Here is a 14,805-nt window from a genome sequence, read left to right on the forward strand (position 1 = left end):
TTATCATCCCTCTTTTCAATCGAAATTCCCGATTGATTCCATCGAAATAATCCTCTTTGTCTATTGATATTTGTATTGTATGATAAAAAATATATACAAACAATATAAATGGAGGTATTCCATATGAAAGCACTTTGTTTCGAAACATTCGGAGACGCTAATGTACTACAATATAAAGAAATACCTGATCCAATCATAAATCCAAATGAAATCCTTGTTCGTACGAAAGCAATTGGCTTAAATTTCGCTGATATTTATAGACGCCGTGGCGATTATCATCTCGCGGGCAACCCGCCTTATATATTAGGTTATGAAGGGGCTGGTATTGTTGAAAAAGTAGGAGCCGGCGTTACTACAATCAATCCTGGAGACCGCATTGCATTTGCTGATGTCCCATTTGCAAATGCAGAATTAGTTGCCGTTCCTTCAGAAAAAGCAATTCCACTTCCAGATTCTATTTCTTTTGAAACAGCCGCTTCTGTACTATTACAAGGATTAACTGCACATTATTTAACGAAAGATAGCTATCAAATAAAACAAGGTGATACAGCTTTAGTACACGCTGCAGCTGGTGGTGTTGGTCAACTTCTCGTTCAAATGATTAAACTACAAGGCGGAAAAGTGATCGGTCTAACGTCATCAAAAGAAAAAGCAAAGATAGCAACGTTAGCTGGTGCCGATCACGTATTTTTATATACAGAGGCATGGCATACGAATGCACTTGAAGTGACTAATGGTGCCGGGGTAAATGTTGTGTATGAATCAGTAGGTTCTACATTAGAAGACAGCTTTAAGGCTACTAAAACTGGTGGTACTGTCGTATTTTACGGAATGGCTGGAGGTAATCCTGCGCTAGTTGATCCACGTATGCTTATGGATACTTCAAAAACTTTAACTGGCGGAGACCTTTGGAATGTACTTACATCTTACGAAGAGCGCAAAGAACGTTCCTCTCAGCTATTCGAATGGATTACAACTGGGAAAGTAACAATCGCAAGTCCTACTACATTCTCTTTACAAGACGGTGCACGTGCACATGAATTATTAGAAAGCCGTAAAAGCACTGGAAAGATTTTATTAATCCCATAATCGTCCCAACTAAAAAAGGAAGCTAGATTTTTCTAGCCTCCTTTTCTTATTTCTAATTGAGATATTATTATATTTCCACGCTTTCTTTTCCTTTTTCAACATAACTCATATCTCCAACCGATTCGACGGTGTATATTCCATCTTGATATAAAATCTTCGTCACACTAGCATTTTCTACTCCAAGTTTTGTTTTGCTACGATCTAGCATTTCTATTAATGTGGTAATCATTAGTCCATGAACTACAACTAAAACGTTACCACCACCATTTTTAGCAGCTTCTTCACTAATTTTGTTAATCTCTTTTTTTATGCGAGTAGAAAATACTTCCCAATCTTCCGCCTGTTTTGTAGGATCTGCTGCCCTAATCAGATTAATAACTTCTTCAACAGAATACTTCATGAGTTCGTCTGCTGATGTAACACCCGCAGCTTTTCCGATAGCATCCCACATAATTTCAACTTTTTCACCTTCAAAAGTACCAAAGTTCAATTCACGTAAATCTTTTCTTTTCTCAAGCTTTAACTTTGATTGCACATTATATTTTAATACTAAATTAGCAGTTTCAATCGCTCGACCGCTATCACTACTATATACTCTAGTAAAATGAATATCTTTTAATCCAGTTCCTAAGTTTTCGGCAACTTCAACGCCTTTTTCTACTAATGGAGAATCTGCCCAACCTTGCACGCGATGATTAGCATTTAATATAGTTTTACCGTGTCTTGTAACATATAACGTAACTTGATTATCTTTATTTTCATTTAATACATTACTATCAGTTGCTTGCTTCTTCATATTATTCTCTCCCCTTAGGTTTCTATATCAATTTTAACATCTCGATTATCCATAGAGCAAAACATACGTAAGCGGATCCTCTTCATAAAAAAGACGCCATCCTTTCTGTATATTCCTACAAAAAGATAGCGTCTTTTATGATTATATTTCCTTTACCTTAATGGCTATTCTTATCCAGAAAAAGCTTCCGAATATTGTACAACTCCTTCAACACCTTGAAGAGCATTCTCTCTTAATTCCATTGCCATAAACACTTCATCCGGCACTTCAAATGGCGCTTTTATATTCCAATCACTTGCTTTCTTAAAACCGAATCTCGGATAGTACTCTTGATATCCTAACACAACAACTGATCCATACCCAAGTTCTTTCGCTTTTTCTATAGCAGCTGCGATAAGCTTTCCACCAATTCCTTTCTTCTGATGGCTTGGGGCAACTGAAACTGGTGCAAGTGCTAATGATTCTACAGAAGTTCCATCCTGTTCTATCGTAATTTTTGATAACATAATGTGACCAACTATTTCTTTATCTACCGCAACGATTGATAATTCAGGAATAAACGCATCACATTTTCTAATACGACTAACAAGTTCATGTTCTGTTTTATCGCTAAATTCTTCATTTAAAAATGCTTGTTTTACAACTTCTTCTGTTTTGCTATAATCGTTTTGTTGTTCTTGTCTAATCGTTACCATTCTATATTATCCTCTATTCTTTCTAATTTCTTTTTCAATTTTACGAAGTGCTTTTTTCGATCCGCGCTCTAGATCATGCTGCATTTTTCTTTCTTTATAATCGACAAATAACGTATTTAAATCGTATCCTTCTGGGTATAATTCCTTCGCTGCTACCTCTAAAGTAATACGTTTCACATTCACTTCCATAAATTCACCGTTATAATATACAACGACATTATAGAAATTATCTTTTTCCTTATAGACGATTCCGAAGTCGTTATGATCTAATAATTTCACACGGTCCCCTTTTTTGTATTCATAGTGCTCTTCTCTTTTTTCTTGCACGAATTTCGGTTTTCTAATTTTACTTTCATTCACTCGCTCTAAACGATACTCTTTATTTCCCATATACTCTTTCGCTCTTTGCAATACATGTTCTTTTACGTTCATTTTATTTGCAATCCAAAGTGCATTACTTTCACCAGATTTACCGATAACTAATCTATAAAGCGGCTCTAACGTCTCACTATTAAACTGCATTGCTGCGTTCATAAAATCACTATGCATTTCTGAAAATCGTTTAATTTCACCGTAATGCGTACTCGCAATTGTAATACATCCTGCAAGATAAAATTCTTCTAAAATAGATATCGCAAGCGCCGCACCTTCATTCGGTTCCGTACCGCTTCCTATTTCATCAAATAATAGTAGCGTATTATTATTTGATAACCTCATGATCTCAGAAAGATTTTTCATATGAGATGAAAATGTACTCAGTGCATTTTCGATACTTTGATTATCACCAATGTCTACAAACACGTTTTCGAAAATAGCAATTTCTGTTTCTTTATCTCCGGCAATATGAAGGCCTGACATTGTCGCTAATGTTAACAATCCGATTGTTTTTAGCACAATTGTTTTCCCGCCTGCATTCGGCCCAGTAATAATTAAACTGCGATATTCTTGACCGATTTCGAAATTTAACGGTACAACTTTCCCTGTTAAAAGTGGATGCTTACAATTCACTAAATGAATGTGGCCATGATCGTTTAACTTCGGTTCTATTCCATCGATAGATTTACTAAACTTCGCTTTCGCAAATACCATATCATATTGGCTAATAAGTTCCATATTAATTTTTATTTGATAAATGTTTTCTAGTACCATTCCTGATAATGTCGCTAAAATTTGATACTCTTCCATCGCTTCTTCTGCTTTTAAACTAGCCAATTCTACATTTAACTTTGTAACCGTATGTGGTTCTATAAATACAGTAGAACCTTTTGCAGATACTTCAACAATACTTCCCGCAACTTGATTTTTATATGAAGATTTAATTGGAATCGTATATCTATCATCCTTTTTACTAATAAAGAACTCCTGAATATATTTCTTATTTGCACTATTATTTAAAAACTTCGTTAAACGTTCTTTTATTTTTCCATCTACAGAATCGATATTATTTCGAATTCTTTTTAACTCTTTACTAGCAGCTGCATCAATACTATTTCCTTTTATTGAAAAGTTAATTTCCTCTTCAATACTTTTAAATTCAGTCATTGAATTTGCATAAGAAGCTAATACTGGCGCAAAAAATTCTTTATCCAGCATAAATTTTTTAATCTTTCTACATCCACGTAAAAAGTCTGAAACACTCACTAATTCTTCTGGATCTAAAATCATCCCTTTTTCTAATTTTTGAATTGTACTAGCGATATTAGAAATTCCGAAGAAAGGCACATGCCCTTCTGCATCTAATATAGCCCGTGCTTCTGTCGTTTCATTTAAGCGATTTCTCACTACTTTTATACTCGTACTCGGCTCTAATTTATTTAATAATTCTTTTCCTAATCCACTTACACAATATGATTTCACTATTTCCTTTAATTCGTTATATTGTAACTTTTCAAAAGTCATCGTATTCATTTTGTTTCTCCTCACTATGATTGATTCTTATCATAAATGAAGATACCTACTCATTAGATTCCAATGAGCTCTACATTATCCAATTTCCATTTTTATACATTAAAATTATATACAAAAAAGCTGCGGGGATACCGCAGCTTTTACATTTACAAGGCAAGTGTAATAACGTATAAGGAAATAAGCCATTAAAAAAGTATATGGCAACCCCTTTATCACACGCTTTATAAAGTATTGTAGGTATCTTCATAGGTATCGAAATAAATCCATGACAAAATTAGGGGTATGATTTACATAAAAATCCCCTGGTCTTATCTGATTTATTTCATTAAATTTTTCCTATTTAGTACCTACCGCACTCACAAAAAGCACCTCTCATTAATTTATATTATAGTCATTGAAATCTAATTTTAATGAAATCATCATACTATATGTTTTGCAAGAAGTAAAGGTGTCATGCTTTAGTCGTACGCACATTTACAGACTAGTCCCCCGACTTATTGTAGATGTTTTCTCGTACAAAATTACATACAATTAGTTTGTAGAACATATTACGGAGGGATTTATATGACAGACTTTCAAAAACAATTTTTCACTAGATTATATATACAAGAAAAAGAATCTGTTTCATTCGATGATGTAAATGATATTATGTACGCGATGGCACAAGCCGTCCCTTTTGAAAATTTAAATATTCTTCAAAATACTTTTACTGAAATCTCAAAAGACAGCCTTCAACAGAAAATTTTATTAAACAACCGTGGTGGACTTTGCTATGAATTAAATCCCACTATGTATTACTTCCTTAAAGACTCTGAATTCGATGTTCATCTCGTTTCAGGAACAGTTTATAACGCTGCAAATTCGATATGGGCTGTTGATTCAGGACACATCGCAACTGTTTTACAACATCAAAATGAACTTTACTTAATTGAAGTAGGTTTCGGATCATATTTACCTCTTGCCCCTGTTCCATTCTCAGGTAAAGTTGTTCATTCTGTAACCGGCGATTATCGTATTCGTAAAGAAACGACTGAAAAAGGTAATTATATTTTAGAAATGCGCAAAAACAATGAGTTTCTAGATCAATCTTCTACAGATGATTGGACAGTAGGCTATGCATTTTACTTAGAAGAAGTGAATGAAACAAAGGTAAATGCAGCGCAAAAAATTATTGTAGAGCACGAGAAATCACCTTTCAATAAAGTCCCTTTAATAGTAAAGCTAACTCATGATGGGCATGCTTCATTAACGAAAGATAGCCTCACTATAATAAAGCAAGGCAAGAAACTTAAAGAATCACTTACAGAAGAACAATATACAAATCTTTTACATTCAACGTTTGGTATTTCCTTATAACATTTAAAGCCTTGTCATTTCCGGCAAGGCTTTTCATTTTTCAGCAGGGATTTTTTGCAATTTGTTGTATTTCATAGTTATATAGGAATATAACTACATATCTAGAAAGGAAATGATTATGACAGAACTTAAAGATCGATTACAAGTAGCTGATAAAGAAAAATGGGATTTAACGGATATTTACCATACAATTGAAGATTGGGAAAGTGATTATAACAAAATTGAAGTATTAACAAATGAATTGAACGAGTTTAATGGAAATATTCATGATGGCAGTAGCCTACTTGCTTACTTAACAAAAAGTGAAGAAATATCTAGTATTTTATCAATAATGTTTGCTTATGCAAGACTACAATCTGACCTTGATACACGTGATACTGCCTCCCAAGCTCTTGTCGATAAAGTATCACAGTTACACGTAAAAGTAAGTGCGGCTAAATCTTTCTTTTCTCCATTCTTACTTAGTGTAGATGAAAACACATTACATTCTTACATAGAAGAAACAGAAGGCTTACAATATTATAAAGAAGATTTATTCGAATTATACCGTTATAAAAAACACGTTTTAAATAAGGACCAAGAAGAAATTTTATCACAAATGGGTGAAGCACTTTCCTCTCCGCAGCATACATTTGGTATGTTAAATAATGCAGATATAATATTTGGTGAAGTGACGACTGATGATGGAGAGAAAGTAAATTTAACGCGTGGAATGTATTCAAAGCTAATAGAAGATGAGAATCGTGAGAAACGTAAAGAAGCTTATAAAGCGTATTACAAACCATATGTTCAGTTAAAGAACTCCATTGCTTCTACTTTATCCGCAGCTATTAAAAATAATGTTACTGTTTCAAAGCTAAGAAACTATCCATCCGCTTTAGAAAAATCATTATTTGGCGATATGGTTCCGAAAGAAGTTTATGAAAATTTAATCGATACAACAAAAAAAAATATTCAATCACTACATACTTATAATCATTTGCGCAAAGAAAAATTAAACGTAGATGAACTAAGACAATACGACTTAAGCGTTGATTTAGTAAAAGGTGTAAAACAAGATATTCCATATGACGAAGCGTTTGACATAATGATCGCGTCACTAGCTCCTTTAGGTGAAGAATATATTGAAACATTAAAAGGCTTTAAAGATAAGCGATATATAGACGTGAGAGAAACACCAGGAAAACGTTCTGGTGCTTATAACTTTGGTGTATACGGTGTCCATCCTTTCATTCTTTTAAATCATCACGATGATTTAAATAGCCTTTTCACCCTTACTCATGAATGTGGTCACGGTATGCATACGCACTACTCACACGGTTACCAACCAAGAATTTCCGCACACTATTCCATTTTTGTCGCAGAAGTCGCTTCTACAGTAAATGAAGTGCTATTAATTCATCATTTATTAAAAGAAGCAAAAAATACGGATGTACGTAATCATTTAGTAAATCATTTCATCGAGAAATTTAAAGGTACCTTCTTTACACAAATCATGTTCGCAGAGTTTGAAAAAATCACACATGAAATGGCTCAGCAAGGTAAACCATTAAACGCACAAGTCTTTAGCGAAGTTTATGAAAACTTATTTAGAGAATATAATGGCGACTCCCTCGTATTTGACGAAGAAGTAAAATACGGCTGGGCTAGAATACCACATTTCTATCGTCCATTTTACGTGTACAAATACGCAACTGGATTTGCTTCTGCAATCCAAATTGCTGATAAACTTTTAAGCGGTGACCCAGATGTTCAGAAAAACTATATCGAATTCCTTAAAGGTGGCAGTTCAGACTACCCACTAAATCTTTTAAAGAAAACTGGTGTAGATTTAACAACGCCAGAACCAATTGAAAGTGCATTAATTCGCTTCAATACACTAGTTGAAGAATTTTCAGCATTATAGAAAAAAAGAATGCAGATATACTCTGCATTCTTTTTCATTTAAACCACTCACTTTATTCCAAGTGCTGTTGCGTTACACAGTGAATCATGCCACCATACGCATACAATTCATTTACATTAATACCAACAATTCTTCTACCTGGAAATTGCCCTTCAATAATTCGAAGTCCTAACCTGGCATGTTCATCACCGTATATAGGGACCAATACAACTTCGTTTCCAAATTATATACAACAATATGCACATTCTCTCCATAATGAAGCTCCTTTGCCATCGTTACCCAAATATCATCTAACTTAGCTCTGTAACCTTCACCTCTATGAGTTCTATCATGAGGCCATTGGATCCATGTCCCCTCATGTTTTTCCCATTCCGCAGGCATATAAAACAAACTACTTTCTATATTTCCCATACTTGTTCACCCCTTCTATGAATGTACGTCCAGTCTATACTTTGACATAGTGTTAAGGTCAACTATTATTCGGATTACATTTTAGTAACTGGAATGCAAATTTGCGTCACATACTCCTCTACTGAACATTCACATTCAGGCCCTTTTACATACACTTCATATGGCGGCGCATCAGTTATATAACCATTCTTTTCAATCCACTCTTCTAATGCCATATAACCGTAGCCTATATAATCATAACTTCCATAATGCATCGTAGTAACAGTTTGATGCTCTACTAGCTTTTTCATCTCACATTCTCGGGAAGATTCTTCATTGTTCTCATACATAATCGGAATTCTTAATTCAATATCACTGCGATTTGGAATATACTCTTCATCGTAGAATACAGCAGAAGGTGAACCGATTACTGTAAAACAATTCATTTGTACTTTTTCATATAAAGAATGAAAATAGTCGTCCATATCATTTATATCGATTTGTAACCTTTGAGTAATTACAGTTATTTCTCCTCTCATTCCAATGAATATATCGTATGTTCTATGCTGAATTGCATGTAAATCTCTATTCATATTTATCATTTCATTCATTTCAGAAATAACCTGTAAGTGTTGTTTCACTTCATGAGACAACTCTATAATTTGCGATCGCATATGTTTAATAAATGAATCTTGATCTGATGACTGAAGAATTATTTTAATTTTCGAGAGAGGAAACTTATACTCTCTTAATTTTTTAATTCTTAACGCTACTTCTAATTGCTCCTGCTCATAATATCTATATCCATTTACCGGATTAACATATGCCGGTTTTAATATCTCCTCTTGGTCATAATGTCTTAACATCCGCGTACTCATTTTACAAATCCGAGAAAATCCAGTGATTGTGTACATATACATGCTCCTTTAATACTTTATCTTTTATAAGCCTATAAACACCTTCTACCCTTTTAAGCAAGTACACCTGTAAACATGTATTAAAACCAATCAAAAAATTTCCTAATTGAAAATTCTTCATTTTGATTCTTCAATCTTTTTATTTTTGAAGGTAACAAATGATTAGGACAATACCACGTTAAACAATTAATGACTCCTCCCATTGTTGATATCTCTCCTACATGAACTTGAATGACATGTTTATCAGTATGTTTTTGAATATATTGAAATACTTCTTTATCCCTAGCTAATCCAAACTTAGGAACATAAATAGTATCATTTGTTTCTAACATATTTATATATAAACCTTTTGCTGATGCTATCTCTTGATCATATTGCCCTTTCTCTGTATATGAGGAAGGAACAACTATAAATTCAGCTTCTGGCATTTGTTCTTGAATGATTTCTTGAACGCTATGCCTAAATTCATGATCCCCTAGAAAATCACTAATAAACATTGTATGATCATCAATAAATTTCACCATACCATCCGCATGAGCAAGTACATCTCCCGGTTCAGCAGGAATGATAATAACACGACTGACATCTAAATCCCATTCCAATTGCTCTATAATCTCTTCTTCCGTCCAATCATAATTATCATCAAATATGCGTTCCGTTAGTATAACAGTATCTTTTTTATTCCAAATAAGATTTCCGCCGTCTAATATCAATGGGGATGTCACATATTTAAAGTCATTTTCTCCTAACCACTTATTAAATTGTTGATTTAAATATTGTCCTTGATTTTTTGGTAAGTAATTTGGTTGATATTTAAATTTAACAAGGTGATTTGTTACAACTGGTGCAACATCTCTCAGCCAAATATCGTCATACTCAAAATGGCTTGTATGAAATTCTTGTTCTTCAATAGATAAAGATATAAGTTGATCTGTATATGCTTTATTTTCATTTAAGTTCTCATTAAAATAAATAAGATCTTCATAAAATGGTCGATAATATTCATTCGATTTATCTGGTATTGCAGTAAAAATAATCCCGCCCTGTATGTGCTCCATATTGTTCCCCTCACTTTTTATGATTAATTAGAAAAACGTCTTTATCACGATAAAAACTGCTATCCCTCTATTCAAATCTCCTATGCTTACTTGTTTTTTTGAAACGTGCACATTTCATGAATGGATTATAGCACGGGGTAATATTATATATTTATATAAAAAATATAAAGCCGTGGTTGAGCGATAAATTGACTCTTGACAGACTTTTTTATAATAAATTTTTATTTAATAAAAACTAAAAAACAAAGATGTAATTATAAATTCATAGAAACTTTGTTACAGAAAATAAAACAAGGCAAAATAGATACCACGTTATCTATTTTGCCTATGATTAAACTCCCATTTATTACTTCAAACTAACGGGTTGTTGTTGTGTAATACAATGTATCATACCGCCATTTTTATAAAGTTCTCTCACATCAATACCTACTACTTTACGATCAGGATATAGTTTTTGAATGGTTTCATTTGCTATTTTGTCATTTGGATCATTATAATTAGGCACCAACACAACTTTATTCCCAATATAATAATTCACATATGACCCCTTATAATCGAGAGTTTTCCCACTTTCTAACGTAACCTTATTTTTACTTAGCGGCAGGTATACATATTTATATTTCCCACCTGCAGCATTTTTTGCACGCATCAATGTATCAATATCTTTATTTGACAATCCCCATTCCACCAAATCATCTTCAGCCAGCGTTATAATGGTAGATTTATCGTGAAATTTTGCAAATCCATCAATATGAAAATCAGTAATATCTATGTTTGGTACCCCGTCTAACCAAATAAAATTCGTTACTCCAAGTTCACTAATATATTTCTCAATTTCCGCTTCTGATAATTTCGAGTTTCTGTTTTTATTCGTTACAGCGCTTCTAGTTAATAAAGCCGTACCGTTACCGTCTAATTCAATTGCCCCGCCTTCAAGTACAAATTTATGCCAATCAATTCTTTCCACCCCTAATTGTTTACTAAGGTTTTCACGAATACGGGCATCATTTTTATAAGGCGTTTTCTTCCCCCAACCATTAAATCCTGGATCCAATATTTTTAAATTTTTATTGTTGTCATAAACAAAAATTGGCCCGCTATCTCTTGTCCATACATCATCAGTAGGAGCGATAAAAAAATCAATTTTCTCCATATTCAGCCCTTCATCTGTTAAAAGTTGATTGATTCTTTCTTTTTCTTCTTGATCATATGCAACAATGTGAACTTTTTCACCTTCAGTTAATGCACTTACCATTTCAATCCAAATAGGTTCTACTTCTTTTTTATACTCCTGTCCATATGTGTAATCATGTGGCCATTGCAGCCATGTGCCCTCATGCTTGCTTTTTTCGTCCGGCATTGTATATTTCCCTATTTTTTCTTGCGCCTCTACCTTCCCACTACCTTTCCCCTTTGTATTCTCATTACCTTTTTCCTGAGCACACCCACCAATAATTGATGCGGATAGAGCCGCTACCAAACAAAGCGTTACTATTTTTTTCATTTCTAAACCTCCTAATTTTCTCTACAACAATGTAAAGCTTCACATAGTGTGAAGCTCAAGCTTTTTTTCAATATAAAACAACATTTTTTACATCTGACATAATATTCCACACATCTAGCTTTTATATGATGTAACTTCTTAATAACGACCTAAATAAAAAATCGGTATGGACAATTGTCCATACCGATTTTTCATTATATAGCTACTACCTTTTTTCATTTCTATTACATATTAAACACTTAGTTTGCTGCTAACAAATCTTTTGCCATCTTTCTAAATTCTTGATTAAATGCATCGTTCATTCCATTTTGTACGTTTGAGAAAAGAATTACAAAAGTTCGTTTATCCCCATTAAAATTATTAAAAGTGTTCCAGCCAGCTAACACCCCGTGATTATGATTATAGTCTGGGTAAATGTAAAAACTAAATCCATATTTTCTAGCTGGTGATACAGTAAACATATCTGATAAGCTTTGTTTAGAAAGTAATTTACCATCTATAATTGCCTCATCTAACCTTTTCATATCATCAACCGTTGTATACATTTCACCACAACCATATAACCAACTCATTTTTAAGCGAGGCGTTGTTACTAACTCATTATTTTTTTTCGTATAACCTTCTGCTAAAAACATATCTCCAGGCAACGTTGCACCCATCCCAGATTCATGCATCCCAACAGGAGTAAAAATGTTTTCATTCACATATTCAGCGAGCGGTTTATTCGATATCTTTTCCACAATATACGCAAGCACCATATAATTATAGTCTGTATATCTCCATCCTGTACCGGCAGGAAATTCAAGCTTTTGAGATCCAATCCAAGTTACTAACTTTAAACGTGATGCTGCCTCAACTCTACCTTGTCCCTGCTCAGGTAATCCCGAAGTATGCGTTAGCAAATTTCTCAATGTAATATTTTTATCTGCTGGAAAGGACGGAATATATTTATTCACATTATCTTCTATATTTAATTTTCCTTTTTCTCTTAGCTGCAATATAGATATTGCAACTACTGTTTTTGTAATGGAACCGATGCGATATTTTGTTCTTGGCGTTGTAAAAATTTGATCTTTTACATTCGCATATCCATATCCTTTTCGTAAAACTACATTATTTTTATCAGCTACAAGGACCGTTCCATTAAATCCTTTATCTTTTAAATATTGATCTAGTTTTGCTGCTGCAATCTCATAACGTTTTTGCTGATTTGCATCGACTTTCGGTTTATCATTTTCAGTCTTATTCTCAAAATTTGAAAATGCCTTCAAATTATATTTCTTATCTATATTTGCATGTATGAGTGCAGCGACACTCCCACAAAAAATAGCAAAAATAAAGAAAGCAATTAGCCATTTCTTACACATATAGGGACCCTCTTTTATCCAGTTTCACGTTATACTTTTCCATTCTATTCTTATTCTATATCTATTAATCTCTAAACATTTTATAATTATACCATCTATCTAATATTCATCATATTAAACTAGATTCCTTTTTCTCACATTCAAATTTTGACTACTCTCTATTGTATTTCTTTTTTACAAAATTTCCACCTTACAATCGGATACATCTAACTTGAATTTCAATTTCTTATGTAACATTTGTTACACATTAGCAAAAGTGGAGGTGCAGATTTGAAAAATACTGATAAACGCAATCGTTTAGGCGATATGATGTTTCATTATCGAGTAACTAAAAATAACATGGTTTTAATTGAATATTGCGGAAAACTAATTATGACTTTAAAAGGAAATCACGCTGAAAAATTTTTGCACAAAATAAATCGAGCAAATAACGAAAACGAAAAACAACTTATTATGGCTAAAATTACCGGCAATTTCAAAAGAGGAAATGAACATAATTGAAATCGAATCTCATTTCTAAATTGATTATACAGCATATCAATTTAGAAATGTCAGTCACATGACATTTCTTTAGATTTTCTTCATAAAAAATTTACATTTTAATTTTTTCTTTTACATAAACTCACCGCTGCAATACTTAGTAATACAGCTATACTTAGCCATGCATATGTGTACCCTTTTCCATCTACAATATACCCAAAGAAAGCAGGCGTACAGATAATAGCAATTTGATTAAGCGTAAGCGCAAAACTCACTGTCAGGCCTACCGATTTCTCACTTGCAGACTCAGCTACTTCGACCATAAAAAGACTAAACCAACCGATTGCAAAGAACCCTAACATTCCACTTACTACAAATAATGCTCCAAGTGTCATTGTGTGAATACTCATTACAACAACTAAAATTAAGCAAAAAGAAATACATACACATATAAACAACGGTGTACGACGATCCCCTTTGTAATATGTATCACTTATTGTAGCTAATATAATTCGGCCTATCATTCCTGCAACTAGCATAATTGAAAATACTTGCCCCGCAAGAATAGGTGTGATCGATTTTTCAACAGCTAAAAATTTCATAAAATGTCCGACTAACACCATTTGCAATGAAATCATACAAACCCCTGTTATGAAAATTGGATACAGCTCTTTTTTACCTATCACTTTTTTTAACTGCGTCAAAAAAGAAAACCTTCCATTTTCTCGACTAGTCTGTTCACCGGCGTACGATTCCTTATAAAATAAAAAAAACAATAAGCCACCTACTATACATATAGTTGCAATAACATTTATCGTATAAGCTAAACTATATTTAATTGTAAACAAAGGGATTATTACTCCTGCTAATGCTCCGCCAATCGGTATACCTGCTTGCCTTATTCCCATAGCTAATCCGCGTATTTCTTTCGGAAACCATTTCAAGATTACTTTACTTCCCCCTGGCTGGGATACGCTATAAAAAGTCCCTATTAAAAGAAGGACAAATAATAGCCCAATAAATCCCCTTGCCGTATGAGCAAGTAAAAGTGCCCCTCCAAGTAATATAGAACTCGCTCCAATTAATATTCTTTCGTTATATCGATCAAGCATTCTTCCAACAAAAAGCATACAAAACAGCGGACCGATATTCACAGCACTTATTAACAAACCAACTTGCATATTCGAAAGTGCATATTTTTGTTTCCAAAACAACGCGAAAGCCCCAACACCATACGTTATAAGCGTGGATGTCGCCTGAACTACTGTTGCAAGAATTAGCATGATCCATTTATTAGAACTACTGTGTTTTTCAATTTTTTCTTCACTTAGCAACATTA

Annotated in this window: 13 protein-coding genes and 1 pseudogene; 4 read left to right on the forward strand and 10 right to left on the reverse strand. The window is 33.3% G+C overall.

Translation table 11 applies throughout. From position 1 onward, the window contains the following. Positions 1-123 precede the first annotated feature (123 nt). A complete protein-coding gene (locus ACTFQM_RS12685) occupies positions 124-1,089 on the forward strand; it encodes a quinone oxidoreductase family protein (protein WP_440034616.1) in 966 nt (321 codons plus the stop codon). Positions 1,090-1,156: 67 nt separating this feature from the next. On the opposite strand, the gene ACTFQM_RS12690 is transcribed toward ACTFQM_RS12685, so the two are convergent. The 3 genes from ACTFQM_RS12690 to ACTFQM_RS12700 form a co-directional block, all read right to left on the reverse strand. Then, complete coding sequence (locus ACTFQM_RS12690) at positions 1,157-1,885, reverse strand: histidine phosphatase family protein (protein WP_440034617.1); 729 nt, start codon at positions 1,883-1,885, stop codon at positions 1,157-1,159. 170 nt (positions 1,886-2,055) lie between these two features. After that, complete coding sequence (locus ACTFQM_RS12695) at positions 2,056-2,580, reverse strand: GNAT family N-acetyltransferase (protein WP_440034618.1); 525 nt, start codon at positions 2,578-2,580, stop codon at positions 2,056-2,058. Between the two features lie 6 nt (positions 2,581-2,586). Beyond that, a complete protein-coding gene (locus ACTFQM_RS12700) occupies positions 2,587-4,488 on the reverse strand; it encodes an endonuclease MutS2 (RefSeq protein WP_440034620.1) in 1,902 nt (633 codons plus the stop codon). A gap of 564 nt (positions 4,489-5,052) precedes the next feature. On the opposite strand from ACTFQM_RS12700, the gene ACTFQM_RS12705 reads away from it, so the two are divergent. After that, complete coding sequence (locus ACTFQM_RS12705; RefSeq protein WP_440034623.1) at positions 5,053-5,844, forward strand: arylamine N-acetyltransferase family protein; 792 nt, start codon at positions 5,053-5,055, stop codon at positions 5,842-5,844. 118 nt (positions 5,845-5,962) lie between these two features. After that, a complete protein-coding gene (pepF, locus tag ACTFQM_RS12710) occupies positions 5,963-7,750 on the forward strand; it encodes an oligoendopeptidase F (protein ID WP_440034625.1) in 1,788 nt (595 codons plus the stop codon). Between the two features lie 52 nt (positions 7,751-7,802). Here the strand turns inward: pepF and ACTFQM_RS12715 are convergent, their stop codons facing one another. The 6 genes and pseudogenes from ACTFQM_RS12715 to ACTFQM_RS12740 form a co-directional block, all read right to left on the reverse strand. After that, positions 7,803-7,955, reverse strand: a complete 153-nt coding sequence (locus ACTFQM_RS12715; protein ID WP_440034627.1) for an agmatine deiminase family protein — start codon at positions 7,953-7,955, stop codon at positions 7,803-7,805. After that, positions 7,955-8,161, reverse strand: a pseudogene (locus ACTFQM_RS12720) (agmatine deiminase family protein); the annotation flags it as partial. The pseudogene ACTFQM_RS12720 and the gene ACTFQM_RS12715, both read right to left, overlap by 1 nt. Positions 8,162-8,235: 74 nt before the next feature. Further along, positions 8,236-9,054 (reverse strand): MerR family transcriptional regulator, encoded by an 819-nt coding sequence (locus tag ACTFQM_RS12725; RefSeq protein ID WP_440034629.1) that lies wholly within the window; start codon positions 9,052-9,054, stop codon positions 8,236-8,238. A gap of 83 nt (positions 9,055-9,137) precedes the next feature. Then, entirely contained in the window at positions 9,138-10,115 is a 978-nt protein-coding gene (locus ACTFQM_RS12730) for an agmatine deiminase family protein (protein WP_440034630.1), read from the reverse strand. A gap of 346 nt (positions 10,116-10,461) precedes the next feature. Beyond that, entirely contained in the window at positions 10,462-11,619 is a 1,158-nt protein-coding gene (locus ACTFQM_RS12735) for an agmatine deiminase family protein (RefSeq protein ID WP_440034631.1), read from the reverse strand. Positions 11,620-11,858: 239 nt separating this feature from the next. Beyond that, entirely contained in the window at positions 11,859-12,986 is a 1,128-nt protein-coding gene (locus ACTFQM_RS12740) for a serine hydrolase domain-containing protein (RefSeq protein WP_440034633.1), read from the reverse strand. Between the two features lie 270 nt (positions 12,987-13,256). On the opposite strand from ACTFQM_RS12740, the gene ACTFQM_RS12745 reads away from it, so the two are divergent. After that, positions 13,257-13,487: a hypothetical protein gene (locus ACTFQM_RS12745; protein ID WP_440034635.1), complete on the forward strand. Its 231-nt coding sequence runs from the start codon at positions 13,257-13,259 to the stop codon at positions 13,485-13,487. Positions 13,488-13,585: 98 nt separating this feature from the next. Here the strand turns inward: ACTFQM_RS12745 and ACTFQM_RS12750 are convergent, their stop codons facing one another. After that, positions 13,586-14,800: an MFS transporter gene (locus ACTFQM_RS12750; RefSeq protein ID WP_440035773.1), complete on the reverse strand. Its 1,215-nt coding sequence runs from the start codon at positions 14,798-14,800 to the stop codon at positions 13,586-13,588. Positions 14,801-14,805: the final 5 nt, after the last annotated feature.

Origin of the sequence: Bacillus cereus group sp. MYBK30-2 (genome assembly GCF_051915945.1) — a bacterium.
Lineage (GTDB): Bacteria > Bacillota > Bacilli > Bacillales > Bacillaceae_G > Bacillus_A > Bacillus_A paramycoides.